Here is a 24,354-nt window from a genome sequence, read left to right as displayed (position 1 = left end):
CAGCGCACTTTAGATTAGGGGGAGGCGCGCTCCACAGTGGAATCGGCCTGGGTGAATTGCCTCACAAGATCGCCGCCTCCTGCGTTTGACCCTTCCGTGCAGGTTCCTTAGCCTGGGGGCTCGGGAATTAAGGCGTACTAACTAAAAAGGCGAGGCCCATGTTGACCCATCTCAAGCGCACGATCACCACGGGGGCGCTCGTAGCCACCCTGGCCGCCGGCACCTTCACGGGCGTGGCACAGGCGGAAACCACCACGAATACCCCCGGCACCGCGGCGGAGAGCGGCTATACCTACCTGGCCGGCCAACACAAGTACAAGTTCAAATACATCAAGCAGGATCAGGGGCAGCGGTGGCAATGGGTGGATTGCGGCCCCACGAGCGTGCTGATGGCGTTGCTGGATAACGGTGGGCAGATTCCCCGCAGCTATAACGAGCGAAACCAGGCTGCGGCCATCACGGAGCTGCGGAGTGAGGCCCCCAGCGGTGGCGCGGAGGGAACCAATAACCTCTATACCGCCGATGTGGTGAAGATCCTGGAAAACCGCGGTGTCTCGGGCACCGCAATGGCGCGCGATAATGCGGTCAACGCGATTGCCGAACTCAAGCAGGGCAAGAAGGCCATTGTGCTTACCCAGACGGGCATCCTGCGCGAGGGAAAGACGGACCCCGGCTACGGGCACTTTGTGTACGTCTCCGGCTATAACCCCCGCACCGGCACCTTCACCGTCAACGATCCGCTGAACAAGCGGGGACGCTCTTTTGAGGCCTCGGAGGCGGAAATGCACACCATGATTACCAGCCCCGCCAAGGGCAATAATCAGTGGGTGTACGTGATCTAGAGGCTGTGCCGTAGGGCGGGTACCTGTATGCGGAGCGGGTGCCCGCCCTCGCTGGGTATATTGCCTGGTTCTGCGCCTTTCCACGCCTGTTCCATCGAAAGATGCAACAGGGCTGATAAGCCTGTGGTGCCGCTGGCCCCCGGCGGAGAAATATGGTTAAGATAGCGGGCTATGAGTTCAGCGGAATCCGTACAACCTGCGGTACCCCAACCTGCGCGCGAGCCCTCGCTTCTCGACGCCTCCTGCGAGGCCTACGTCCGCGATATGGCCGCGCTATCCCCCACCGATGCCACACACCTCGGCATCGAGGGTCTCGACGGCGAACTTCAGGACTTCTCACCCGAATACTGGTCCGCCGTGGCCGACCGCACCCGCGAGATGGTCATGGACGTGGTGGCCTTCGACGAAGGCACCGACGAATGCGACGACGAGGACGACTTCGACGCCGTCGATTACGTCACCGCCGCCGCCCTGCGCAACCGCCTGGGCGTGGTGCTGGATAAGCACCACCACAACGAGGACCTGCGCCTGCTCAACAACATCGACTCCCCGGTGCAGACCATCCGCGACGTCTTCCTGGTGATGCCCACCGACACCCCGGAGCAGATCGAGAACGTGCGTTCCCGCCTCTCCAAGGTGCCCGCCGCGTTGCAGGGATACCGCGAATCCCTGGCTCTGGCCGCCGGCTCCGGCAAAGCCGCCCCGTTGCGCCAGATCGACGCCGTGATAGGCCAGTGCGAGGCCCTGGCCGATACCGGCTCCATGCTGGAAAACCTGGGCGTGAACCCCGAATCCGCCGAGGTGGAGGCCGCCAAGCTCGCCTTCGGGGACATGGCGGACTGGCTGGGCGAACAACTGGTGCCCGCCGCCGCCCCCTGCGACGCCGTGGGCCGCGACCGCTACGAACTCTTTTCCTACGAGTTCCTGGGTGACGAGGTGGACCTCGACGAGGCCTACTGCTGGGGCTGGGAGCGCCTGTGCGCCATCGCCTCCGAGCAAAAGGCCATCGCAGCCAAGCTCTACGGCGAGGACACCACCCTGCGCCAGGCCATTCACCAGCTGAACAAGGACGAGCGCTACCTCATCTCCGGCGCCGAGAACCTGCGCTCCTGGATGCAAGACACCGCCGACGGCGCGATCCGCGACCTCGCCGGCACCCACTTTGACATCCCCGAGCAACTGCGCCGCGTGGACGCCCGGATCGACCCCGCCGGCACCGGCGGCATCTTCTACACCCCGCCCAGCGACGACTTCACCCGCCCCGGCCAGATGTGGTGGTCCGTGCCCAAGGGGCAGGAAACCTTCCATACCTGGCAGGAACTCACCACCGTGTTCCACGAGGGCGTACCCGGCCACCACCTCCAGTGCGGCACCGCGCTGCTCCAGGGCGACGCCCTGAACCTCTGGCGGCGCTCCGCCTGCTGGATCTCCGGACACGGCGAGGGCTGGGCCCTCTACGCCGAACAACTCATGGCCGACCTCGGCTACGAGGATGACCTGGGCTACCGCATGGGACTCCTCGACGCCCAGCGCCTCCGCGCCGCCCGCGTGGTGCTGGACATTGGCGTACACCTGGGCAAGAAGGTGCCTGACGGCAACGGCATCTGGGACGCCTCCTACGCCAAGACCTTCCTCCGCGATAACACCGCGATGGACGAAGCCAACCTGGCCTTCGAGCTGGACAGGTACCTGGGCTGGCCGGGGCAGGCGCCCTCCTACGCCCTGGGGCAGCGCATGTGGGAGAACACCCGCGACGAGGCCCTGGCCGCCGGCATGAGCCTGCGGGAGTTCCACTCCAAGGCCCTGGCGCTGGGCTCGATCCCCATGTCCGTGCTGCGCGAGGAGGTGCTGGGGTAGGTTCGGTTTCCTGTGCTGGGTGTTGATTGGGAAATGTGGCGCGGATCATCTTCCCCTGTGCCTGGGTGGCCGCTATTTTCTGAGGGTATGACTGCCCTTCATGCCCCTCGGTTTTCTCTTCCTCCTCTGGCTAAGTGGGGGCTGACGATCCTCGTCCTCGCCGCCATGTCCTTTGTGCTGGCCCTGTTGGCCTCTGCGGAGTAATACCGGAGGCTAGAGGCGCAGGGAATCATGCCGGGGCCCACGCCGGAGTGGATCATGTACTGGCACTACGCCTCCTGGGCGGCTGGGGTGGTGGGTATGGTGCTCCTGCTGGTGGGGGTTATTCGGAGGCGCTAACCCCGCCTCCTATCCCACCCCCGGAGGAGCCGGGGTAGGTAACCGGCCAGGGCAAACACGGCGATGAGCCGGATCATCTGCATGGCCACCACCACGGCCCCGGCCCCGCCCTCGTGGGAGATGGCCAGCACGGTTTCCAGGGCACCGGGCGTGGTGGCCAGGTATCCCTCAAACCCGCTCACCCCCAGCCACCGGGCGAGCACCCACCCGGCCCCCGCGCACAGGGCCATGAGGCCCAGAATGAAGCCCACCGTGGTGGGCAATTGCCGGGCAAAGAGCTTCAAGGCGGGCACGGAAAGCCCGCCACCGCAGATCCAACCGATAGAAAGAAAAGCCATGACGGCGAACACGGGCGGTGGTTCCAGGCCCCAGCCTGCGGGAAGCAGCAGCCCGAATACCACGGTGAGCAGCAGCGGCCCCAGTACCCCGGAGGCCGGGAGGCGCAGCCACTTTCCCACCTTGTCCCCGCCCAGGGCGATGGCGAGGAGCAGCAGCACGGAACCGAGGTGAAAGTGGTATGTGCCGGAGGCCGCCGCGCTAGCACCGGCATCACCCGCGCCGTCGATAGTGGGCGGGGCGAGCAGGTGCGCGATCGGAGGCAGCGTCACCGAGACCACCAGCAGGCGCAGGTACTGGGTGAGCGCCACAAAGCGGTAATCCGCGCCCACCTCCTGCGCCATGATCGGCATGGTGGAGGCCCCACCGGGCAGCATGGCCAGCACGGCCGTCTCCCGGCTGATCTCCCTCTGGGTGCGGGCCAGCGCCAGGGCCACGGCCAGGGAGCACCCCACGGTGAGTACGGAAAGGAGCAGGCCGGGCAGGACGAAGGAGGCCAGGGTGGCGGGCGCAATGCCGATCAGCGGCAGGCCCGCCATGATCCCGATGATCCCGCGCCCAAAGCGGTAGTAGTGGACGTTGACGTGTAATTCCCGGCCCCGCCCCAGGGCGAAGGCACCCGATACCGCGATGGCCGCCACGATCCACGCCGCCGGGACGCCCCAGCGGCTCAGCAGCGCCCCGAGCACCACGGAAAGCGGAATCACCAGCGCCCAGGTGCCGGCCGTGCTGCGATCGGGGAGGCTCACCATGCCTATCACCCTATAGGGTGATAGGCATGGCAGCGGAACTTGGTCTGGGAACATGGGTCCTTCTCGCCGGTGGTGCAGCCGTGGCGGGATGGATCGACGCCCTGGTGGGCGGTGGCGGCCTTGTGCTCATCCCCCTGCTGCTCACGGGCGCGCCGCAGATCCCCTATGCCACGGTGCTGGTCAGCAATAAGCTGGCCTCGGTGAGCGGGACGGCGTCGGCAGCCATCACCCTGGTGCGGCGGGTGCGTCCGCCGGGCGCGGTGCTGTGGTGGGCGGTGCCGCTGGCGGCGGCGTGCGCGGCCGGGGGCGCGCTGCTGGCCACGGCGATTGATAGCGCCGTGATGCGGCCGGTGACCATCGTGCTGCTGGTGAGCGTGGGAATATTCGTGGCGCTGCGGCCGGACTTTGGCGCGCAGGCCCGCCCGCACCCCTGGCGGGGGTGGCGCGCGGCGGCGGTGCTGCTGGCGGTGGGGATCATCGCGGCCTATGACGGCTTTTTTGGCCCCGGCACCGGCATGTTCCTCATCATGGCCTTCACCGCGCTGCTGGGGCAGAACTTCCTCACCTCCGCCGCGATGTCCAAGGTCATCAACACCGCCACAAACTTCGGCGCGCTGTGCGTATTCCTGGCGGGCGGGCACGTGTGGTGGACTCTGGGGCTGGTGTTGGCGGCGGCGAACATCTGCGGGGCTCAACTGGGTGCACGCACTGTGCTTGGCGGCGGTACCAGGCTGGTGCGGTACGCGCTGCTGGCCCTGGTGGTGGTGATGAGCGCATACCTGGGATACCAGCAGTTCCTTGGCAGCCAGGCTGCAGGATAGCGCCCTAGCCTTAGCAGGCATGAAGCACACCATCGGCGTCCTCGTGGCGCAGGTTCCGCAGGGCTGGGGCGAATCACGGGGCGAGGAGATCATGCGGGGGCTGTGCCGCGCCTCCCGCCTGCTGGGGCTTATCGACGCCCACCTCGTCGCCGCTGCCAGCGACCTCCCCGCCCTGGCCGTCCACGCCGCGCATCACAGCGCCGACCTGCCCTCCGGCTTTCAGTTGTGCCAGCGCGGTACCTGCGAGGAGCACGGGGTGCTGGTGGACGCGCTGTTTCTTCTGCGGTTGGCGCGGGTGGGGAGTATCGTGCGGGTGTGATCCTATCCATAGGATTCTCCCAGTGGAAAAGATTGAAAATCAGAGAAAGACATGATTTTCTTAGAGGGCTGCTTTGAAAAAGAAAATCATATTTACCCTGATGTTGTGTGTTAGTTGTGGTGACTAGCGAATTGCAGACGGCCGGGATGATGCCTTACTTGGCTCAAGGCCTCGAGGTGGGGATTGGGGAGGTGGGAGGTTTGGTGACAGTTTATGCGTTGGGTATGGCTATTGGTGGTCCTGCGATTGTGTATTTATTTCGTAATAAACCTCCCAAGACGATGCTCGCGCTGACAGTGCTATGTTATAGCATTCTTGAGATAGTGACCATAGCTCAGTCGTCAATATTATGGATGTTGGTATTTCGTTTTCTGACTGGGTCTCTTTCGGGGGCTGTCTTTGGGTTTGCCCTTTCTTTTGCTGCCAGAGTGGCGTCCGATCCGCGTGAGATACCCAAAGATATTTCCTTTGTTCTCAATGGGCTCATGATTGGCGGCATTATTGGAATGCCTCTAAGCCATGCGATAGCTGAATCGGCGGGCTGGCGTTGGAGTTTTATCCTCCTCGGAGTTGTTGCCGCTCTTGTTAGTCTTATGGTTTGGGTTGTGTTGTATTGCCATTTCTCGATCCGGTGGATGGGGAAGAGGACGTCGAGGATGGGAAAAGGCTCAAAAGTGCTTCACTCTGGCTTCGCTATGGGGTCAGCCTCCTGACTATTGGTTCTGTATATGCCGGATTCTCTTTCTTCACTCCTGTGCTTCAAGATGAATCCGGTTTTTCTGCTAATATGACCAGCGCACTTCTGCTGCTGTATGGCATATTTACGCTGATTGGAAATTTTTTGGTAGGGAGCATTGCTCAAAAGTCGGCTACCGTTATCCTCTTGGCTGGGCATGTGGTCATTTTTATGGCTATGATGGTCATTTACTTATTCTCGGAAGTAAAGATCGCAACGGTGGTGGCGGTTCTAGCGGTTGGTTTACTCGGGGTTTCTATGAACCCTGCACTCGTGGCTCGGGTGGTACAAGTGGGGGGAGCTGGGAATATGGTGACAAGCGTGCATACTGGTGTTATTACTATGGGTGTAACGGTGGGAACTGCGCTAAGCTCCTTGATTATTAGTAGGCTTAACGGGGTGGCTTCATATTCTGGTCTCGTGTCGGCAGTTCTTGTGGTTATGGTCAGTGTTTTGACATTGATTTCCTTATCGAAAAAGAGGGAAAATGTCTAAGTATATGTTCTTGCGGAGATGTAGAATTTTAAGGGGAATAGTTCTTTTTGTGCGTCTTTCTCCTATGGCTAGTTTGTGTAGAGAAGGGGCTAGTTGAGAAAGATTCTATTTGGTTTGCTTCGCCGGGTACCGGCCGGTGAAGGCCTTGAAAGCCGCAAGAGCAAAGAGGCTCGTCCTGGGGTGGGGTGCGTAGCTCACCAGGTGGTGTGATTTGGGGTGGCGCAACATATAAAGGGCTTTGCCCAGTGCAACATGAGAGTTACCGCAACCGTCATCCACACCGAACAGGACCCTTACCGTGGAGTGTGCTGGCAACCTTATCGCCAACACCACCGGAAGTCATAGGTTCTATTGTGCTATAATTCCCTTGAAAGCCCCGGAGCGATCCCTGCGTTGAAATAGATGCACATCGCCGGGGTTATTGTTTTGACCTGGCCTGCCCGATGCAGTAAGGGTTTGCGGTGGGGTTTGGCTTGATCTACTATTGTTCTCTGTGCAAAAATATTGGAGCCGAACCGAAGATACTCCACTCGTGCCTGGCGGTGTGCAAGGTTTCGCTTTAGAGGACTTCGTCGGCGCGGATCTTTCTGGCTTGCCCCATGAGGAGGATCAAGGCGGCTACTACACCGGCAGCGTTGATGATCCAAGTGAGCCAGGCTGCACCGTTGAGTGATAAAGCGACGCCGTTGCCGAGAACCGTGATAGCGACGATGGCGCTGACGATGGTGGCGATGACCGATTGCCGCCAGATGCCGATGGTTCCGGCGATGAGAGTGACACTGACAGCGAGGATGACGACCGATGCACTCGAAGCGAGCACGTGAACCCAGGAAATGCCTTCTGCACTGTTGACGATCGGCGTGATGGTTTCACTAAGAAAGAAGATCGCGACGGCTAGGAGGAGTCCTATGGCGGAGGCCGATGCAATGGTGAGGGTGAAGGCCGTGTTTTTTGCGAGGAAGAGTTGATGCCGTCCGCCAGGGTAACTGTAGAGCTGGATGCGGCGATTGCCGATGTAGTCGGTGACGATGAACCGTGCGTAGATTATGGAACCGTAGATAGCAATAACACACAACGCCACGGTGAGGGCGAGTGAGAACACGGCGTTGTACTGACGGAACATGGCGCTGCCAGGGCTGTCGTCGAAGCGTCCGATTGTAGCAAAGAAGTAAAGCGCGGCCAGCAGCGCGATTGTGGCGGTCGCGGCGACATAGATCGCGGTGCGCTGGTATCGGGTAAGTTCAAGCCGGAGAAAATGACTCATGCTGTGGCTCCCTTGACACTGGCGTTATAGAAGGATTCCAGGCTGCCGTCATACTGGGCAAGGATGGTCTGGACGCTCTGTTTGTCGCCAAGCTGACCCTCTACCAGCACGGCGACGGTATGAGCGGTGCGTTCCAGTTCGGTGAGAACGTGGCTGGCGATGAGGATGGTGACACCGTTTGCGGCGAGGTCGGTCAGGATCTGTCGGAGGTCTGCGATGCCGGTCGGATCGAGCCCGTTAGTTGGTTCGTCGAGGATGAGGAGCTTAGGCTGGTGAGCGATTGCGCGGGCCAGAGCGAGCCGTTGTTTCATTCCGAGCGAGAAGGACGCGACGGGCTCCTGCGCGGAGTTCACGAGCCCGACTTGGGCGAGAATCTCAGCGATCTGAGGGGGTGTCGTCACGCCGAGCATGTCGAAGTGCAGCTGTAGCACATCGTGCGCGGTTGCTCCGGCGCGGAATTCTGGGTTCTCGATGATCACACCGATGTCGGACAGTAGTTCGTCACGGGACACGTGATTGAATGAGCGTCCGAGGATGGTAATGGCGCCGGAGGTGGGAAAGGCCAGTCCGGTGATGATTTTGAACAGGGTCGTCTTTCCCGCTCCATTGGGGCCAATGATCGCGCAGATCTCTCCTCGTGCCACATTCAGTGTGCTGGGGGAAAGGATCTCGCGTCCGGCGATGCTCTTGGTGAGCGCGGTGATCTGAAGTGTCTGCATGATCAGTTCCTTCTCCGCAGTGCGCGGTAGGCGATGAGATAGGCGGCAGTAGCCCAGGCTGCGATGACGATGATGTTCCGGAGCTGGTCAGTCCCGGTGCGGAAAGCAGCCTCGCGGATGATGTCTCCCAGTGGAGCGAAGGGGAGGAACTGGTGCAGGGCTACGGCCCATTCCGGCAAACGCTCAGCTGGGAAGGTGATCGGTGAAAACAGCAGGCCGCCGATCATGATGACTTGAGTGGCCAGCGCGGTCGCGTTGACTGGGAGCCAGAATGCAATCGCGTAGCCGATGCCGACAGTAGTGAACTGCGCTGCGAGGATAGCGGCCACGGTGATCAGGTCGAGGTGGATGTCGAGTTCGAAGCGCAAGGTGGCAGCGAGGATCCCGATGGCGATGCCGGGGAGGGCTGCGAGGCTCCAGATGACGGCGTCGGCGAGGAGGATCGCTGAACGCGGTACCGGCAGGGTCTTCTGGTAGTCGAGCAGTCCCTCCTGTTTGGAGGTGCTTGTGATCTGCGGTGCGAGGACACAGCCGACGGCGATGATCCCGAGCGTCCATGCGCCCGAGGAAAGGTAGCGCACGGCCTCAGTGTCGACATTGGGGATGAGCAGCGCGAGACCATACACGATTGCGAAGGCAAACAGCGCCTGCACGGCCGTGAATACTGGAAGGAGATATTTGTGGCGGATCAAGCTCCACTGGATCAGACCCCACCACGTCGGAAACCACCCACGTTGACGGGGCACGCGAGGCATAGGAACAGAGGCGGTGTTAGTGGCCATTGGTGATCCCTTCATAGAGGGTTTCGAGTGATGCCGGGGCGAGCGCGTAACTGTCGGCTGTGCCTGTATTGACCAGATCGAGCGCCCACGCCACCGCGTTGGGGATCTGCTCCGGTTCGAGGTTCAGCCGCAGCTGTCCCTCCCCGTCGACTGTGTGGACGGCGATGGCGGGAGGGGTCTGATTAATTTCGGCTCCCGGGCGGATCCCGACGGTCAGGATGGTGCTGCGAGCCTGGTCAGCAAGCTGGCGGGGTGTGCTGTCGATGAGAACCTCGCCGTTGTGGAGGAGCACATAACGGTCAGCGGTGCGCTCTACCTCAAGGAGATTATGGGTAACGAAGATCACGATGTGGCCAGCGTCAGCAAGATGTCGCAGGTGACGCCAGATCAGCGGTCGGCGCACCGGGTCGACGTCATTGGTCGGTTCATCAATGAGCAGCACGGGAGGTGGCGCGATAACGGCCATCGCATAGGAGGTGAGCCGCCGCAGACCGCCAGATAGCTTCTCTCCGCCTCCCCTTGCCCACCGTGTAATGTCCAGGGTCTCGATGAGTTCCTGTGTGGCTGCTTTAGCCTCCCCGGCCGTGAGACCACGGAGGCGTGCAATCGAGCTGATCGCCTGTTGAGGAGTCACCCCGGTCAGCGGTGTGTAGATCTGCGGCATTATCGCAGCCACCCGCCGAGCGAGATCCGGGTTCGCCACGAGGGAGTGCTCCCCATAACGAATGTCTCCGCTGATCGGCTTCGTAACCCCGATGATCTGCTTCAGCAGTGTCGTCTTGCCAGCGCCGTTGTGGCCGATCAAGGCAACTAACTCACCAGGATGGAAGGTCAGGCTGATGTATCGATTCGCTGGAATATTGTGCCCTCGGTAGGTCTTCGTGACCCCCTCCAGCGAGAGCATCGGCTGAGGTTGTTGTGCGCCCATCATAGCTTCAAATACTATCGGTATCTGAAATTGTCGTCAATACCTCGCACGTTTCCAAGGCGGCTGATCGGGCTGTTTTATACTGGAATTCATGCCCCGCATGACCCGCAAGCAGCAACAGCAGCACAATAGAACGCTCTTGCTTGAGGCAGCAGAACGTATCTTCGCCACCCGTGGCGTTGAAGGCACATCCCTCGATGATGTTGCCTTGGAGGCGGGACTCACCAAGGGCGCGGTGTACTCAAATTTCCAGGGCAAGGGCGAACTGATCCTTGAGGTCATTCGTTACCGACAGACCAGTTCTCAGGAGGCGCAGGAGTTCCAGGAGATCCTGGCGCGCGCGAGCAACGACTACGAGAGGCTTGAAGCCTGGTGCGACGCCTGGATCCTCAACGCCCGCAGTGGCGACCGTGCTGGGTACGCGCGGCTCTTGTTCAACTTCATCCCCTACGCGCTTCGAGATGAGGAACTCACGGCTCGTTTCCTGGAGTTCATCACACCGGGGGATGTTTCTGGGGATGTTCCCACCGAGGCTTCCCCGATCCCCAGTGGTAGCCCGTTCGCACAGATCCCGGTCGAGGATCAGTTCCGCATCCTCACCGCGTTGGATCTCGGGCTTGCAGCGTTGACGCTATTCGACCCAGACAATGCCAAACCGGAACTGTATAAGACCGCGGTGCTCTCCTTGGCGCACACGCTCTACGATGATGCGGCCGCGTCAAAGCATGCCGATCAAGACTAGCACTGCTGGCACGAACCACACGAGCAACAGAGTAGCTTCGGCTGCGAATCCAACAGCAATCAATCCTGCCCATAGTCTGACAGAGGTCGGCGTATTTTCGGTTCGCCTGTTCACCCATGCGCTCCGGGCGTCTTGCTTGATCAATGGGTTGTCCAGCAGCATCTTGGCGATATGGCGGCCGTCGCTGGTGCGGTGGAATCGTGCTTGCCACACGATGCGCATTACCAGCACCGCGACCGCCACGGTCGCCACCCACCATCCTGTCGCTGTCCGTACTGTCAACGCCGCCACGAGGAACGCGAAATCTACGACCAGGCCTGCGCTCACCGCAGCCAAGCGCGCCGGAAGTGGCCATGTCCATACGTGTGTGAGTTCTGTGGTTGCGAAGGCGCGGCGGACGTTCACCTGCACCGAACCTCGGGAACTGCTGGAGGCGCGTCCGAACACCACATGTGCCAGCTCGTGCGGCACTGCCGTGATGGCTGCGATTGCTAGGGCTACAATCACGGTGAGAACGGCGTTGGGTCCAGCCGAAACCAGGTCTGCTCCGGTCGGCACACCGCCGCCGATCAGTAACGTTGTTGCGATTGTGGCGAGAAGAACCCCGACCGCCCACAGGCAAATTCTCGCGACTTTCCACCCTGGGGTCTGCGGCGCTGATGGCGGAGGAGATATCGGCGCACCGGCCGGATCGCTGAGGAAGCCCGCATCCGAGAGAATATCGTGGAGATCGGAGAACGATGTGCCAGGGTTCGCAGGATCGGTCAGCCTACGGGCAATGTCTGCGGGCACGACGAGGGGGTCGGAGCCTTCCGCGACAGTGACCCAAGCTCCGTTGCGGAGCTTCCTCGCACGGACAGGTTTTAGGCGCATTGCGTTCCCCTTCGCGGAACTCACGTTCACACCTGCTGCGGGTAGTGGCTGAAGATTTCCCAATTGGCAGTGTCTCCTTCTCAACACGTCGGGCAGTGGTGTTCCAGTCGCGGCCACGGGTCATGCGTGAATGCCGTCCCGTCTTCGAAGTTCACCTCGAGCTGTGTGCCTAGTGACCGTGGCGGAGCGTAACCCGTGAGCACGCGTACAGCCTCGTCAACGATAGTTGCAGTCAGTAGGAAAATCGCCGGAGCGTATGCGATTGAGGGTGGATCAAAGTTGATCTCGCTGAATGCAGAGAACTGTGCCACGAACTGCGGATCGCGCTGCGAGTAGTGGATGTTGAGACAATCAAAACACCCCGTGACTCCCGGCACGACGGTGAAGACTCTCCCGCGTGTCACTTGTGAGGCACCGAAGACGCACGGGATGCCGACTGTGACGATTGCCTTGTTCACGATTCGCTGAGCGACGAAGGGCGGCTCGTCGATTGCCGTGATCACGAGGTCGGCTCCTTCAATCAATTCGGTGATATCACCTACCGACTCGATCCGACGCTGCAAGGCCGTCACGGCGATACCGGAGTTCATCTGCCTGAGTGCCTCGGCCGCGACCTCAGATTTCGGTCGACCCACATCGGCTTCTCGGTACAGTAGCTGGCGACCCAGATTGCTCTCCTCGACGACGTCTTGGTCGACTATCGTCACGGACTGCGGACCGAGTCCTGCCAGCAGGGTTAAGATGTTCGACCCGCCACCACCCAGGCCGAGCAGTACGATGTTTGAGGAGTTGATCTTGTGCTGAGGCGCAAACCTGTCGCCGCTGAGCCCGGTGAATCTGCTGAAGTAGTTCACGTTAGCTCGATACCGGGGTCCAACATCCTCTTCACGACTGAACTGCGTTTCTTCGACGAAGCCCTCTTGGTCCAAAAGGGCGATGCCACCAAGGATATCTTTTTCAGTCAGCTCTGGAAATTCCTGCTGCACGGCAGCGACCACGTCCGCCAGAGGCCGACCGTCGAGGACTGACACGAGAGACCAGAGGTGATGATCAGGATCGTCGAATTCTGCAGTGATGCCGAGCTGTGCACCGATACGGAACATCTGATTATCAAGTCGGTAAGTGGGGTAGATCGGCTTGATCCTAGGGTTACTGGGAATTGCACTCACGACTACTCCTTGTGTTGCTTAAACGAAAGAAGAAGAGGGCCGCCAGTCAACGAACCTGGCGGCCCGGCGAAGCACGCCGCTAGCTGCAGACTTCGCTAATGGGAGCATCAGAAGATGATCCACCACACGGTCGCCTCGACCTTTTCGGCACGACGCACGGTCACGTTCGACATCGGTTTCACCTCCTTCTAGAGTCATCGGGCTTGCCTCATAGTGCGGCAGGTAACAGGGTTCGGGGATACCCGCAACTAAAAACTGCGGGTATCTGGATACTATCAGTATCCTTAGTTGTAATAAAGACCGCTCAATGAGAGGCCTCGCGAGATGAAACAAATCGACAGAATCACTACGGGTGACCATCCGATTCGGAGCCGACGATGGTTTCTCGGGCGTCGGCCGTTCCTGCAGTTGGTGATCGGGCTACCACTCGCAATGATCGCGGCATCTGTGGCGGGCATTACCCAGGTGTTGTTCGCATTCGCGCAGGGTGCTGCAGACTGGGACGAAGCGCTCGTGAAAGTCTGGCCGGGACAGCCCATCGGTATGGCGCTGCAGATTGCGGCTGCGATTGCTGTGATGTGGTTCGTTATCGCGAAGATTGCTGGACGACCAGTCTTCGAACTTTCCCGCCAAGGTGCTTTCAAGGAGGGGATGATCGGAGCCGCGATTGGCACAGGCATAGTTACTGTGACTGTTGGTGTACTTGCCACCTTTGGCGGTTATATCATGACCGATGTAACTCTAGGTAGAGGCATCCTGACTGGACTGCTCTTAGGACTTGGCGCTGCCTTCGGCGAGGAGGTCGCCATCCGCGGCATCCTGCTGCGCCTTCTCGACGCCCGGTTCGGGCCAGTCGCAGCGGTCACGCTCACTTCTTTGGCGTTCGGTGCACTGCACCTCGCCAATCCCCACGCCACTCTCCTCGGCGCGCTCGGATTCGCCATGCAAGCCGGAGTACTCTTCGGCCTCGCGTACCTACTGACCCGACGCCTCTGGTTTGCGATCGGCATGCACGCCGCTATCAACTTCACCCAAGCCGCGATCTTCGGATTACCTGTATCTGGCACCACCGTTGAGCCAGGATTACTCGTCGGTGAACTGCGGGGCCCTGCATGGCTCTCTGGTGGTGCGACTGGTATCGAGGGATCTGTCATTATGCTCATCGTGGCCGCTACTGTATCTGCACTGCTTTCAGCAACAGTCTGGGCACGGGAAAGGACAAAGCGACTCTGAAACGTCCTGGATTTTGTTCCTCGATCACCTCAAGGAGGACGGGAACATCACCCAACGATACCCACAAGAGTTCAAGACCCCCTCCTCTTCACCCGCGCCGTAGCCTGCGCGCTCCACGGGTCCTCCGGCCAGGGGTGCTTGGGGTAACGCCCGCGCATTTCCGCGCGCACCTGGGCGTAGGGGCCAGACCAGAAACTGGCAAGGTCGTCGGTAATGGCGAGGTCGCGGCCCGCAGGGGAGAGCAGTCGGAACTGCACCGGCACCCCGGCGCAGGTGGGGGACTGCGCCAGGCCAAAACATTCCTGGAGTTTCACCCGCACCACCGGGCGGCCCTCGGAATAGTCCACGCGGGGGCGCGAACCGCTGGGCACTTCCAGGCGCTCGGGTGCGAGTTTCCCCATGCGGGCGGTCTCCGGCCAGGGCAGCAGCCGTTGTAAGGCCGGGTAAAGATCTACCGTCTTTCCACCAGCTAGGGCCTCCAATTCCGGGCGCAGCCACGCCTCGGGGTCGGTGGCGGAGACGTCCGGCCAGGGATCGCCCAGCCGCGCGCGGAGAAAGGCGAGGCGATCACGCAGGTGCGCGGCGGCGTCGGAAAGCTGAAACATGGTGAGCCCCTCGGCCCGTACCGTGGCCGCCAGCGCCGTCACGGCCTGCTCGGTGGGCACCGTCACCGGAGTGGAGGAGAGCACGATCGCGCCCACACGGCGCACCAACCGACCTCGCACCCGCCCCTGGGTGACCTCGGCGCGGTACTCCTCCGTGACCCCCACCGCGTCCAGTGCCTCTTGCTCGCTCAGCCGCGCGGCGGCGCGTATCACCGCGCCCTCGCCCGAGCGGGAGACCTCGGCGATGGCGAGCCAGGGGGCGTCGGCAAGCGGGGAGGAACGAGGCAGCCGCGCTCGGGTGCCGGAGGCCAGCAGGTAATCCGAGTCCTGACGGCGGGCCACCTGGGCGGGGTAGGCGCGGGCGGTGACCGCGCCGGGGGTCACGGTTTGCTGAGAGCCGCGAACCAGGCGGCGCAGCCGCTCCACCTCCCGGCGCGGGGCCTGAGTGGCGGCGATGTCCCCGGCGGGGGAGGCCGCCAGCACCGCCACGGTTTCCGCCGCCGTGGGGCCGAGGTCACGCAGCGCGCGGCCCAGGCGCGGATCGAGCGGCAGCGCGGCCAGGGCGCGCCCGGCGTCGGTCGCGGTGCCGCTGGAGTCTACGGCCCCGAGGCTGCGCAGGGTGGCCTCGGCGGCGTCGAGAGCAGGGGCCGGGGGAGCCTGAAGCAGCGGTAGCCCCTCCCCGCGCGGGGTTCCCCAACAGGCCAGCCACAGCGCGGCCTGGGTGAGGTCGCTCACCGCGATCTCCGGGGTGACCTCGGCGGGCAGGTGCTGACACTCCTGCTCGGAAAACGCCCGGATCACCCGGCCGGGGCCCTCGCGCCCGGCTCGCCCCGCGCGCTGCTCGGCGGTGGGCCGCGCCTCCGAGATCGTGACCAGGCCATTCATCTGCCGCGCGGCGTCGCGCCGGGGCTCGCGGGATAACCCGGAATCCACCACCGCCCGCACGCCCGGCACCGTGAGCGAGGACTCGGCTATCGACGTCGCCACTACCACGCGCGGCTGCTCGCCGGGCTGTAGTGCGGCCTGCGTTTCCGCCGCGCTCAGCCGGCCGTGCAGCGGCACGCCCAGGCCGCCCAGGTGGCCGAGCACCGGCTCCACCTCCCGTACCCCCGGCACGAACACCAGCACGGATTGCCCGTGGCGCTGCACGTCGCGGCGCGCCAGGTTAGCCAGGTGCTCATAAAAGGAAGGCTCCCCGCGCAGGCGGCCGGGGTGCGGGGCGTACTCCACGGTCAGCGGGTGAATCGCCGCCGGACTATCCACGGTGGGCGCCCCACCCATGAGCGCGGCATAGCGCTCGGCCTGCACCGTGGCGGACATCGCCACCAGCACCAGATCCTCGCGCAGCTGAGTGACCTCGATGAGCATTCCCAGCAACATGTCCGTATCCAGGTGGCGCTCGTGTACCTCATCGACCACCACCGCGGCCACGCCCTCCAGCGCGGGATCGCGCAGCACCATGCGCAGCAACACCCCGGGGGTGACAAACTCCACCAGGGAACCCGCCAGGCTATGACCCCTCATGCGGTGCCCCACCCGCTCGCCTAAGGCGGTGCCGTCGAGGTGCGCCAGGCGTTGCGCGGCGGCGCGCACCGCCACGCGGCGCGGGGCGCAGACTAAGACTTTGCCGTGGTTCTTGGCCTCGTCCGCGAGCGTGAGGTTCGCCAACGCCGGGGGCACCAGCGTGGTCTTACCCGTGCCGGGCGGGGCCTGCACCACCGCGCGGCGGTGCGCGGCGCAGGCGCGGGTGAGATCGTCGATGGCCTCGGCAAAGGGCAGGCCGGTGCCGATGCGGGAAAGGTCGAAGGGCCGCATGGGGTTATTGCTGTGCCTGCTGTTGCTCCGCGCGTTCGGCCTCGGCGCGCCGTTGCTCGCGCATGCGCACCACGCGCGCCGGGTGGCCCACCGCGATGGCATCATCGGGAATGTCCTGGGTAACCAGGGAACCCGCGCCGATGGTCACCCGATCCCCGATGCGTACCCCCGGCAGCACGATCACGCCCGCGCCGATCCAGGTATCGCTGCCCACCGTGATGGGCCGCGCCTGTTCCCATCCCTCGCCCCGCATGTCCACGTCATCCACCGGGTGCCCCACCGTGAGGAACTGGCAATTCGGGCCGATGAGGGTGCGCGCCCCGATGCTCACCGACGCGCTGCTGAGAATGGTTACGCCCATGTTGATGAACACGTCGCGGTCCAGGCGCAGGTGGCGGCCGTACTCGATGCTGGCCGGGGCGATCACCGTGGCGTCGGAATGCTCTGCCCCGGTGAGTTCCCGAATGATCTCGCGGGCGGCGTCGGGATCCGTATTGCCCAGGGCATTAAGCTGACGTAGCAGGCCGAAGCTGCGTTGCTGCTCCGCGGTGAGTTCCGGGCTGCCGGGCATATGCCAGGCCCCGGAGGCCATCTGTTCTAGGGACGTTGCGGGGGAGGCGGGGTGCGTCATACCCACCATTGTGACATTAAGGCTTAGGGTGTGACGCGAGCCTCTCTATAGTGAGGAGGCATGATGGAACCTGAGCAGAAAACAGCCGTGGTCACCGGGGCCTCCTCCGGGATCGGCGCCGCCACCGCCCGCGCCCTGGCCGCCGACGGCTGGCACGTCATCGCCGCCGCGCGTCGCTACGAGCGGGTGGCCGCCCTGGCAGAAGAAATCGGCGGCCAGGCCTGCCGCTTGGACGTTACCGACGACGCCTCCGTGATGGGGCTGGCTCGCTGCGTGGCGGAACACGGCGGGTGTGACCTGCTGGTGAACAACGCCGGGGGAGCGCGCGGACTCGACCCGGTGATAGAAGCCGACATAGAACAATGGCGCTGGATGTACGAGGTCAACGTGCTGGGCACCCTCCGCGTGAGCAACGCCCTGCACGAGGCCCTGGCGGCCTCGCCGCGCGGCGGCCTGGTGGTGAACATCGGCTCCGTGGCCGGGCTTAACCCCTACCCCGGCGGGGCCGGATACAACGCCGCCAAGTTCGGGCTGCGCGCCCTCACCCGCGTGCAGCGCATAGAAGAGGCCTCCGCCACCCCCGAGGGGCTGCGCGTCACCCAGATCGACCCCGGCCGCGTGCACACCGAGGAATTCTCCCTCAACCGCTTCGATGGCGACGCCGCCCGCGCCGCCGCCGTGTACGAGGGCGTGCTCAGCCTCAGCGCCCAGGACATCGCGGAGGCCGTCCGATGGGTGGCCTCCCTACCCGCCCACGTCAACGTGGATCATCTTCACCTCATGCCCAAGGATCAGGCATGACGCTCGCCTCCTTCCTCGCGCTGCTGCTCACCTGGTGCACCGCGATCCTCAGCCCCGGGCCGGACATCGTGCAGATCACCCGCCTGGGAGCGCGCAGCCGACGCGCCGGGGTGTGGTGCGCCGTGGGCATCATGACGGGCAACGCCATCTGGATCATCGCCTCGCTCGCCGGGCTTGCGGCCCTCATGCAGGCCTATCCCGCGATTTTGGGGTGGCTGCAACTCCTCGGCGGCTCCTACCTCGGGTGGCTGGGTTTCAAGGCGGTGCGCGCGGGGGTAAAGGGGTGGCGGGATGCTGCTGAGGTTGGCGCTGCCGTGGTACCCGGTGCATCTTCCGCGCCCGAGATGAGCGCCGCCCAGGCCTGGCGCTCCGGCCTGGCCACCAACATGGCTAACCCCAAGGCCATCGTGTTCTTCGGCGCGGTATTCTCCCAATTCATTCGCCCGGACATGGGTGCGCACTGGACGCTGATCGTGGCCGTGACGCTCATCGCCGTGGGGCTGGCCTGGTTCGTGGGTTTCGCCCTGGCGGTGCGGGCTCTTTCTGCCAAGATCGCCCGCAACGGTGCGCTTATCGACGCCATCACGGGTACGATCTTCCTGCTTCTTGCGGTGTACATGGTGGTGGAAGGCGTGCGGGCGGTGGTGTGGGGTTAGAGATGAGAGAGAGAATCTTCTATCAACCTAGCCTTTTCCTCCTCCCACTCCTGTTTCTCGCTGGGCCTAAGCGTGGAAGCGTCCCAGCCGTAACCATTGCCTCCATCCCCGCCTCGGCCGCCTTATCCGGTGCTGCCTCCCGGGGCACCATCTCCGCCGTTACCTCCTGATTGAAAGGGCTGTACTCCGTGCGCGCCATCTTCTCCATCCTCGCCCTCCGTTATGCCGTCCCTTCCATCGGGCGCGGATTCGGGGGACGCTGAGGGCGGAGTGTTTATTGTGGTGCTTGGTGGTGGAGACTGTTCTGTAGGAGTACTGGTGCTACACCCGATGAGAAGCAGCGGAATGAAGATGATGGGCAATGAGCGTGTTTTATAAAGCGTATATCCTATATTCCATATAAACACGTGATCTTCCAGAACGGACTTCTTCCCCGCCCCCACTACACTCAACCCTATGCAGGTAGTTGAGGTACCCATCAGGGAAGAAACCATCAAGCTCGGGCAGTTCATCAAGCTGGCCAACCTCGTGGCCACCGGAGGCGAGGCCAAGGAGGCCATCGCCACCGGGATCGTGACGGTCAATGAGGAACCGGAGGTGCGCCGGGGGCGTACCCTGATCTCCGGCGACGTGGTGTGCGTGCAGGGTAGTTGCGCCCGGGTGATCGCGGCCAACGAGGCCCCCGAGGACGATTATTTTGACGAGGCCACCGCCGACGATGACTTTGATCCCGAGAAGTGGAGGAACCTCTAATGCCCGCTTTCCACGCCGAGCCGGGAATGCCCTATTGGATCGATCTGAATACCTCCGATCCCCGCCGCAGCGAGCATTTCTATTCCGAACTCCTGGGCTGGCAATTCGAGCAGGCGGGCGAGCACGGTCAACTCCTGGCCCGCGTCCAGGGCCTGCCGGTGGCCGGCCTGTTGCCGCAGCCGGAGGAATCCACGCTCCCGGACACCTGGGTCACCTCCTTCCTCGCGCGCGACCTGGATGCGCAGGTGGGGGGCGTCGATAAGCGCGGCGGGCGGGTGCTCAGCGCGCCGCAACCCGCGCAGGTGGGGCGCCTCGCGGTGCTTGCCGACGCCTCCGGTGCCCTGTTTGGCCTGGTGGAACCCAACAAGGGCGAGGCCTTTGTGGCGGCGGGCGAGCCGGGCACCCCGGTGTGGCACGAACTCACCGCCACCACCCGGTACGCGCAGGCGGGGGAGTTTTACCGGGGCCTGCTGGGCTGGACGCTTGCGGAGGAGGAGGGGTACACCACCGCGCTTGCCGACGGCGCGGCCTTCGCTGGGTTGGCCGATGCCGAGGGACAGTTCCCGCCCCAGGTGCCGAGTTTTTGGCAGAGTTACCTGGGAATTGAGGATATTCATGCCGGGGTGGCGCGGGTGGAGGAATTGGGGGGCGAGGTAATAAGACAGCCGTGGGATAGCCCCTTTGGGCGGCTGGCGATCATCGCGGATTCCACCGGGGCCACCGTCATGCTGTGCGAGGTGGAGCCCTACACCGAGCCGGATATTCAGGAAGGTGATGATATTTTTTCAGTGTTGTAATGTGCTCCACGTGAACAAAATCTTCTCGCGCTCCCTGGCTCTCTCCGGCGTTGCCCTTCTTTCGCTGGGGGCTGCCGCCCAGGCCCTCACCATCGACCCCGCCTTCGTGCCCGAGCGCACCCAGATGACGCTCAACATCACCGGCGGCCCCACCATCGCCACCGCGAACGCCGCCGAATCCCGCCCGGCGCTCTCCCTCTCCAAGCTCTACCTGGGCTATTGGGTGCTCGCGCACGGCGCGCCCGAGGACGCCGCCAAGGTAGAAAACATGATCCGCTACTCCGAGGACGGCACCGCCTCCGCCCTAGAGGCCCGCTACCCGCAGGCGATCCCGGAGGTTATCGCCCAGTTTGGCCTGAGCAACACGCACCACAATGGCTTCTGGGGCAACACCACCACCAGCACCAACGACGTGACCGCCTTCCTGGAAGCCACCCGACACGACCCCGTGGCCCAGCCCCTCTTCGAGGGAATGCGCACCGCCGCCCCTGTGGCCGCCGATGGTTACGCCCAGGATTACGGCACCGCCCTCCTCCCCGGTGTGCTGGGCACCAAGTTCGGTTGGGCCGATGACCGAAGCTCCCACGCCACCGCCTCCTTTGGCCCCGGCTTCAGCATCGCTGCCAATACCTACGGCTCCCGTGACCAACACACCGAGGACATCAAAGGTGCCGTGATCCCCGAGGCCCCGGCGCTCCCCGAGGTGACCGTTCCGCCGGTGAATGAAACCAGCACCACGGCGGAAACCAGCGAGATGGCCACCGGCGCGGAAATTAAGGATCACGTGGCCTGCGTGGATCCGTTTGGCGTGCGCGACGCCCTGATCAGCGATGACGCCGCCCTCCCTGGCGGCCTCCTCCGCGCACTGCCGGGTTGTGCTTGATTCTGGGGTGGGGTTTAGCGCTCTAAGGGGTGCCATTAAGCGGTGTTGAGGGTGTGATCCAGCCGCAGTGGCACCCCTTGGTGTTGAGATTTGCCAAGACATATCGGCGCGGTGGAGTCCACGACGTTAAGGGGTGCCACTGGGAGGGGATTGTGGGCCGAGACCCCGCTAACGGCACCCCTTGGTGCTGTGGAGCGCGGCGGGACGATACACCACCAACTCTCCACGCTGCGGAACAACGCGGTACAGAGCGATACAGCGTTAAGGGGTGCCACTGGGGCCGGTTTCCCGCCCAACCCCCGGCCAATGGCACCCCTTGGTGTTGGGGTGAGTGTGGAAGAGCCAGAGCACCTAGCGCTGGCGCGAAAGGAACTCGGCCACGCCCCGGATTTTGGCGCGCGCCACCTCGGGGGTGGAGATGCGGTGCCGGGCGGTGAGTTCCTGTACCTCCACGTGGGCGGCCTCATCGAGGCCGGAGGGGCGGGCGGCGATCTCATCGTGCAACGCCACTTGGACGAGGGTGCGCGGCCACTCGCTGACCGGCGGCAAACTCAACCCGTCACGCACCTCCTCCGGGAGGTTGGCCACCGAGTTGAGGTCGGGGAAGGTGAGTGCCAGGGCGTCGAAAAGCGGCGCGGTGAGTACCGCGAGCGCCCCGCCGGAAGAATAACCCCAGCCTGTGAGGTGCCGTGCCCCCTGGGAGTGGGCGTAATCGACTCCCGCGCGCACGGCCTCGGCGGTCTGGGAGAGGGTGTGGGCGGGGGCCAAGGGGTAGTCCAGGTCAAGAATGGTGGTGCCGGATAGGGCCGCGGCCGCAGCCACCTCGGGCCGCCATTGGTGTTCCAGGGCCTCCCCGGAGCCGCGCCACCACCCGCCGGAATGCAGGGAGATGGCCCAGCGGCCGGAAGCGCGGGGCGGGATAAAAACGCGCCCCGCCACGGAGGGTGCCTCCCGGGTGGTGACCTCCGTGCCAAAGGCCACCCCCGGCATGGAGTGATCGCGGCCCGCGCCGAGCATGAGCATGGCGGCGTGGGTGAGGCGATCGGGAAGGAGCGCGGTCCACCGATCGGCGGGGAGGGGATCGCTCGCGCCCCCGGCCCACGGCGGCGTGAAGGAGGGCAGCGGGTAGTGGGCATCAATGTAGGTGCCCAGCTGTTCTAGCTGCTGTTCCTCGGTGAAGGGGCGATCCACGCCGCCCACCTGAAAATCCTGGCGCTCACGGGCCTCATCCATGCCACCAGGGTAATTCAGAGGTCTACCAAATGCGCACGCGATCCTCCGGGGCCACCCACATGGGGGAATCCGGGCCGATCTCCGGGAAGGCCTCGTAGAACTCCGCCACGTTGGCGGCGATCACGTTGCAGCGGAACTCCGCCGGGGAGTGGGGGTCAATGGCCAGGTATTGGGTGGCCATCTCTGAGCGGATCGCGGTGCGCCATGCGCGCGCCCAGGCGAGGAAGAGGCGCTGGAAGCCGGTGAACTCGGTTTCCGCCACGGCGGGATCGGCCCCCTTCACCTCAAAGGGGGCGGTCTCGGAGCCGTCCTGGCCGTGGTCGGATAGCCAGTTCTTATAAGCCACCACGGCGATGCCCAGGCCGCCGAGGTCACCGATGTTCTCGCCCAGGGTGAAGCGGCCGTTCACGCTGGCTCCCTCCACTCCGGCCTCGCGGAGCACGGTGGGCACCAGGCCGTCGAACTGCGCCACCAGTTTCTCGGTGAGGTCGCTAAAGGCGGCGCGGTCCTCCTGGCTCCACCAGCTTTTCAGGTTGCCGTGGCCGTCGTATTGCGAGCCTTGATCGTCAAAGCCGTGCCCGATCTCGTGGCCGATCACCGCGCCGATCGCGCCGAAGTTCTCCGCCGCGTCTGCCTGCGGGTCAAAGAAGGGCGGCCGCAGGATGGCGGCGGGGAAGGTGATGTCATTGACCGTGGGGTTATAAAAGGCGTTGACCGTCTGCGGGGTGCTCACCCATTCGGTGCGGTCGGTGGGCTTGCCCACCTTGTTTACCTCGTAATCGTGGAGGAAGGCGGAACCCGCGCGCACGTTGGCCACCAGGTCGGCCCCGGCGGGGGAGAAGGAAAGCCCCTCGTAGGAGCGCCAGGTGGCGGGGTAGCCGATCTTGGCCTGGAAGAGGCCCAGCTTTTCTAGGGCGCGCTGCTTGGTTTCCTGCGTCATCCAATCCAGGGCGGTGATGCGCTCCCGATAGGCCGCCGTGAGGTACTCCACCAGGGTGAGCATCTGCTCCTTGGAGCTGGCGGGAAAATGCTCCGCCACGTAAGCACGGCCGACCTCGTATCCCACCAGGGACTCCGCCAGGCCCACGGCGCGCTTCCAGCGCTCGCGCTGCTCGGTGGCCCCGGAGAGGCGGCGGCCAAAGAAATCGAAGTTGGCCTCGGAAATCTCCGGGCTGAGCACGCCCGCGCGGGTGCTGAGCAGGTGCCAGGTGGCCCACAGTTTCCACTCGTCAAGGTGCTCCTGGGTGAGCAGACCCGCGAGGTGTTCCACATAGGAGGGCTCGCGCACGATGAGGCGGCGCTCCGGGAGGCGGGCGGCGCGCAGCAGCGCCTGGATGATTCCGGGAAGATCGGTGAACTCGGTGGGATTGTTGGTCTTGATGGCGTCGCGGCTGGCCACCACGTCCCAGTGGCCCTGGGCCAGGCTGGTTTCCAGATTCACGATCGTTTCGGCGGCTTCGGCCGCGGAGGTCGAGCCAGCGGCCACGGCGGGCAGGAAGCCGAGCATCCGCTCGATGTGCTCGCGGTAGGCGGCCAGCGTCTCGGAGTGCTCCGGGGCGCGGTAATAGGCTTCGTCGGGAAGCCCCAGCCCGGACTGCACCAGGTAGGCCACGTCCGTGTCCCCCTGGGAGTCCTTGGCTACCCAGAATCCCACCGGGGCTCCCACCCCCTCGCGGTCTAATTCACCCAGCACGCGGGCCAGATCCTCGGGCGTGCGCGCGGCGTCGATCCGTTCCAGGTCGGGGGCCAGGGGCTCCACCCCGGCCCGGGTGAGGGCCTCGGTGTCCATGAAGGCGGCATAAAGGGCACCGGCGCGTCCGCCGTCCGCCTGGAGGATGCGGTGGACGTCGGCCTCGGCGGCGTCGCGAAGCGCATGGAAGGTGCCGTCCACCCCGCGGTCGGCCGGAATGGTGTGGGAGGCCAGCCAGGGGCCGTTGATAAATTCGTACAAATTCTGCATGGGGCCCACTGTA

Annotated in this window: 24 protein-coding genes; 13 read left to right on the top strand and 11 right to left on the bottom strand. The window is 63.9% G+C overall.

What is annotated here, in order from left to right; all coding sequences use genetic code 11:
- Positions 1–158 precede the first annotated feature (158 nt).
- Together Cocul_RS06795 and Cocul_RS06790 are read left to right on the top strand one after the other, a co-directional pair.
- Positions 159–842: a C39 family peptidase gene (locus tag Cocul_RS06795; RefSeq protein ID WP_055122513.1), complete on the top strand. Its 684-nt coding sequence runs from the start codon at positions 159–161 to the stop codon at positions 840–842.
- A 171-nt stretch (positions 843–1,013) separates the two neighbouring features.
- Positions 1,014–2,699, top strand: coding sequence for a DUF885 domain-containing protein (locus Cocul_RS06790; RefSeq protein ID WP_055122512.1), 1,686 nt, complete (start codon positions 1,014–1,016; stop codon positions 2,697–2,699).
- A gap of 335 nt (positions 2,700–3,034) precedes the next feature.
- Here Cocul_RS06790 and Cocul_RS06785 read toward each other — a convergent pair whose 3' ends face one another.
- On the bottom strand, positions 3,035–4,126 hold the full coding sequence (locus tag Cocul_RS06785; RefSeq protein WP_055122511.1) for an AbrB family transcriptional regulator: 1,092 nt from the start codon (positions 4,124–4,126) through the stop codon (positions 3,035–3,037).
- Between the two features lie 26 nt (positions 4,127–4,152).
- Between Cocul_RS06785 and Cocul_RS06780 the strand changes: the two genes are divergently transcribed.
- From Cocul_RS06780 to Cocul_RS06765, 4 genes are all read left to right on the top strand, one after another.
- Positions 4,153–4,947: a TSUP family transporter gene (locus Cocul_RS06780; protein WP_055122510.1), complete on the top strand. Its 795-nt coding sequence runs from the start codon at positions 4,153–4,155 to the stop codon at positions 4,945–4,947.
- A 19-nt stretch (positions 4,948–4,966) separates the two neighbouring features.
- Entirely contained in the window at positions 4,967–5,266 is a 300-nt protein-coding gene (locus tag Cocul_RS06775) for a hypothetical protein (protein ID WP_055122509.1), read from the top strand.
- 146 nt (positions 5,267–5,412) lie between these two features.
- Positions 5,413–5,979 carry an MFS transporter gene (locus Cocul_RS13155; protein WP_425388778.1) on the top strand — a complete coding sequence of 189 codons (567 nt, stop codon included), beginning with the start codon at positions 5,413–5,415 and terminating at the stop codon, positions 5,977–5,979.
- A complete protein-coding gene (locus tag Cocul_RS06765; RefSeq protein ID WP_169786400.1) occupies positions 5,880–6,497 on the top strand; it encodes an MFS transporter in 618 nt (205 codons plus the stop codon). The genes Cocul_RS13155 and Cocul_RS06765 overlap by 100 nt, the downstream gene beginning before the upstream one ends.
- A gap of 559 nt (positions 6,498–7,056) precedes the next feature.
- On the opposite strand, the gene Cocul_RS06760 is transcribed toward Cocul_RS06765, so the two are convergent.
- Genes Cocul_RS06760 through Cocul_RS06745 form a run of 4 tightly spaced genes read right to left on the bottom strand, consistent with a single transcriptional unit; the run spans position 7,057 to position 10,193 of the window.
- Entirely contained in the window at positions 7,057–7,761 is a 705-nt protein-coding gene (locus tag Cocul_RS06760; RefSeq protein ID WP_055122506.1) for a hypothetical protein, read from the bottom strand.
- Positions 7,758–8,480, bottom strand: a complete 723-nt coding sequence (locus Cocul_RS06755) for an ABC transporter ATP-binding protein (protein ID WP_055122505.1) — start codon at positions 8,478–8,480, stop codon at positions 7,758–7,760. The genes Cocul_RS06760 and Cocul_RS06755 overlap by 4 nt, the downstream gene beginning before the upstream one ends.
- Before the next feature lie 2 nt (positions 8,481–8,482).
- Complete coding sequence (locus Cocul_RS06750) at positions 8,483–9,235, bottom strand: ABC transporter permease (protein ID WP_055122667.1); 753 nt, start codon at positions 9,233–9,235, stop codon at positions 8,483–8,485.
- A 16-nt stretch (positions 9,236–9,251) separates the two neighbouring features.
- Complete coding sequence (locus Cocul_RS06745; protein WP_055122504.1) at positions 9,252–10,193, bottom strand: ABC transporter ATP-binding protein; 942 nt, start codon at positions 10,191–10,193, stop codon at positions 9,252–9,254.
- An 88-nt stretch (positions 10,194–10,281) separates the two neighbouring features.
- Here Cocul_RS06745 and Cocul_RS06740 point away from each other — a divergent pair, with 88 nt between their 5' ends.
- A complete protein-coding gene (locus Cocul_RS06740; protein ID WP_082422204.1) occupies positions 10,282–10,932 on the top strand; it encodes a TetR/AcrR family transcriptional regulator in 651 nt (216 codons plus the stop codon).
- On the opposite strand, the gene Cocul_RS12325 is transcribed toward Cocul_RS06740, so the two are convergent.
- Both Cocul_RS12325 and Cocul_RS06735 read right to left on the bottom strand, forming a co-directional pair.
- The gene (locus Cocul_RS12325) at positions 10,909–11,868 is read right to left on the bottom strand and encodes a hypothetical protein (RefSeq protein ID WP_150114401.1); all 960 of its coding nucleotides are present in this window, start codon (positions 11,866–11,868) and stop codon (positions 10,909–10,911) included. The two genes, Cocul_RS06740 and Cocul_RS12325, sit on opposite strands and share 24 nt — an antisense overlap.
- Before the next feature lie 17 nt (positions 11,869–11,885).
- On the bottom strand, positions 11,886–12,974 hold the full coding sequence (locus Cocul_RS06735; RefSeq protein WP_245622126.1) for a ThiF family adenylyltransferase: 1,089 nt from the start codon (positions 12,972–12,974) through the stop codon (positions 11,886–11,888).
- 324 nt (positions 12,975–13,298) lie between these two features.
- On the opposite strand from Cocul_RS06735, the gene Cocul_RS06730 reads away from it, so the two are divergent.
- A complete protein-coding gene (locus Cocul_RS06730; RefSeq protein ID WP_055122502.1) occupies positions 13,299–14,207 on the top strand; it encodes a CPBP family intramembrane glutamic endopeptidase in 909 nt (302 codons plus the stop codon).
- Between the two features lie 71 nt (positions 14,208–14,278).
- Here the strand turns inward: Cocul_RS06730 and Cocul_RS06725 are convergent, their stop codons facing one another.
- Together Cocul_RS06725 and Cocul_RS06720 are read right to left on the bottom strand one after the other, a co-directional pair.
- A complete protein-coding gene (locus Cocul_RS06725) occupies positions 14,279–16,627 on the bottom strand; it encodes an ATP-dependent RNA helicase (RefSeq protein ID WP_055122501.1) in 2,349 nt (782 codons plus the stop codon).
- A gap of 4 nt (positions 16,628–16,631) precedes the next feature.
- On the bottom strand, positions 16,632–17,258 hold the full coding sequence (locus tag Cocul_RS06720) for a sugar O-acetyltransferase (RefSeq protein WP_069723586.1): 627 nt from the start codon (positions 17,256–17,258) through the stop codon (positions 16,632–16,634).
- 60 nt (positions 17,259–17,318) lie between these two features.
- Here Cocul_RS06720 and Cocul_RS06715 point away from each other — a divergent pair, with 60 nt between their 5' ends.
- The 5 genes from Cocul_RS06715 (at position 17,319) to Cocul_RS06690 (ending at position 21,148) form a co-directional block, all read left to right on the top strand.
- Entirely contained in the window at positions 17,319–18,059 is a 741-nt protein-coding gene (locus Cocul_RS06715; RefSeq protein ID WP_055122499.1) for an SDR family oxidoreductase, read from the top strand.
- The gene (locus Cocul_RS06710; protein WP_055122498.1) at positions 18,056–18,715 is read left to right on the top strand and encodes a LysE family translocator; all 660 of its coding nucleotides are present in this window, start codon (positions 18,056–18,058) and stop codon (positions 18,713–18,715) included. The genes Cocul_RS06715 and Cocul_RS06710 overlap by 4 nt, the downstream gene beginning before the upstream one ends.
- 456 nt (positions 18,716–19,171) lie before the next feature.
- Complete coding sequence (locus Cocul_RS06700; RefSeq protein WP_055122496.1) at positions 19,172–19,468, top strand: RNA-binding S4 domain-containing protein; 297 nt, start codon at positions 19,172–19,174, stop codon at positions 19,466–19,468.
- A complete protein-coding gene (locus tag Cocul_RS06695) occupies positions 19,468–20,265 on the top strand; it encodes a VOC family protein (RefSeq protein ID WP_055122495.1) in 798 nt (265 codons plus the stop codon). Before Cocul_RS06700 ends, Cocul_RS06695 begins: the two co-directional genes overlap by 1 nt.
- 10 nt (positions 20,266–20,275) lie before the next feature.
- Positions 20,276–21,148 carry a hypothetical protein gene (locus Cocul_RS06690; RefSeq protein WP_245622125.1) on the top strand — a complete coding sequence of 291 codons (873 nt, stop codon included), beginning with the start codon at positions 20,276–20,278 and terminating at the stop codon, positions 21,146–21,148.
- A gap of 351 nt (positions 21,149–21,499) precedes the next feature.
- On the opposite strand, the gene Cocul_RS06685 is transcribed toward Cocul_RS06690, so the two are convergent.
- The gene (locus tag Cocul_RS06685; protein ID WP_055122493.1) at positions 21,500–22,381 is read right to left on the bottom strand and encodes an alpha/beta hydrolase; all 882 of its coding nucleotides are present in this window, start codon (positions 22,379–22,381) and stop codon (positions 21,500–21,502) included.
- Positions 22,382–22,403: 22 nt separating this feature from the next.
- A complete protein-coding gene (locus tag Cocul_RS06680; RefSeq protein ID WP_055122665.1) occupies positions 22,404–24,341 on the bottom strand; it encodes a M13 family metallopeptidase in 1,938 nt (645 codons plus the stop codon).
- Positions 24,342–24,354 lie beyond the last annotated feature (13 nt).

The sequence above is a fragment of the Corynebacterium oculi genome, from assembly GCF_001412105.1.
In the GTDB taxonomy this organism is placed as follows: Bacteria; Actinomycetota; Actinomycetes; order Mycobacteriales; family Mycobacteriaceae; genus Corynebacterium; species Corynebacterium oculi.
This window is presented reverse-complemented; position numbering and strand designations above follow the sequence as displayed.

What these genes read in the sequence shown, in the direction of transcription:
- Cocul_RS06710 (WP_055122498.1), top strand. Translation starts at nt 18,056, where the DNA reads ATGACGCTCGCCTCCTTCCTCGCGCTGCTGCTCACCTGGTGCACCGCG.
- Cocul_RS06780 (WP_055122510.1), top strand. Translation starts at nt 4,153, where the DNA reads ATGGCAGCGGAACTTGGTCTGGGAACATGGGTCCTTCTCGCCGGTGGT.
- Cocul_RS06730 (WP_055122502.1), top strand. Translation starts at nt 13,299, where the DNA reads ATGAAACAAATCGACAGAATCACTACGGGTGACCATCCGATTCGGAGC.
- Cocul_RS06740 (WP_082422204.1), top strand. Translation starts at nt 10,282, where the DNA reads ATGCCCCGCATGACCCGCAAGCAGCAACAGCAGCACAATAGAACGCTC.
- Cocul_RS06685 (WP_055122493.1), bottom strand. Translation starts at nt 22,381, where the DNA reads ATGGATGAGGCCCGTGAGCGCCAGGATTTTCAGGTGGGCGGCGTGGAT.
- Cocul_RS06745 (WP_055122504.1), bottom strand. Translation starts at nt 10,193, where the DNA reads ATGATGGGCGCACAACAACCTCAGCCGATGCTCTCGCTGGAGGGGGTC.
- Cocul_RS06725 (WP_055122501.1), bottom strand. Translation starts at nt 16,627, where the DNA reads ATGCGGCCCTTCGACCTTTCCCGCATCGGCACCGGCCTGCCCTTTGCC.
- Cocul_RS06720 (WP_069723586.1), bottom strand. Translation starts at nt 17,258, where the DNA reads ATGACGCACCCCGCCTCCCCCGCAACGTCCCTAGAACAGATGGCCTCC.
- Cocul_RS06700 (WP_055122496.1), top strand. Translation starts at nt 19,172, where the DNA reads ATGCAGGTAGTTGAGGTACCCATCAGGGAAGAAACCATCAAGCTCGGG.
- Cocul_RS06785 (WP_055122511.1), bottom strand. Translation starts at nt 4,126, where the DNA reads ATGGTGAGCCTCCCCGATCGCAGCACGGCCGGCACCTGGGCGCTGGTG.
- Cocul_RS06680 (WP_055122665.1), bottom strand. Translation starts at nt 24,341, where the DNA reads ATGCAGAATTTGTACGAATTTATCAACGGCCCCTGGCTGGCCTCCCAC.
- Cocul_RS06775 (WP_055122509.1), top strand. Translation starts at nt 4,967, where the DNA reads ATGAAGCACACCATCGGCGTCCTCGTGGCGCAGGTTCCGCAGGGCTGG.
- Cocul_RS06795 (WP_055122513.1), top strand. Translation starts at nt 159, where the DNA reads ATGTTGACCCATCTCAAGCGCACGATCACCACGGGGGCGCTCGTAGCC.
- Cocul_RS06715 (WP_055122499.1), top strand. Translation starts at nt 17,319, where the DNA reads ATGATGGAACCTGAGCAGAAAACAGCCGTGGTCACCGGGGCCTCCTCC.
- Cocul_RS06790 (WP_055122512.1), top strand. Translation starts at nt 1,014, where the DNA reads ATGAGTTCAGCGGAATCCGTACAACCTGCGGTACCCCAACCTGCGCGC.
- Cocul_RS06750 (WP_055122667.1), bottom strand. Translation starts at nt 9,235, where the DNA reads ATGCCTCGCGTGCCCCGTCAACGTGGGTGGTTTCCGACGTGGTGGGGT.
- Cocul_RS06760 (WP_055122506.1), bottom strand. Translation starts at nt 7,761, where the DNA reads ATGAGTCATTTTCTCCGGCTTGAACTTACCCGATACCAGCGCACCGCG.
- Cocul_RS06695 (WP_055122495.1), top strand. Translation starts at nt 19,468, where the DNA reads ATGCCCGCTTTCCACGCCGAGCCGGGAATGCCCTATTGGATCGATCTG.
- Cocul_RS06755 (WP_055122505.1), bottom strand. Translation starts at nt 8,480, where the DNA reads ATGCAGACACTTCAGATCACCGCGCTCACCAAGAGCATCGCCGGACGC.
- Cocul_RS13155 (WP_425388778.1), top strand. Translation starts at nt 5,413, where the DNA reads ATGATGCCTTACTTGGCTCAAGGCCTCGAGGTGGGGATTGGGGAGGTG.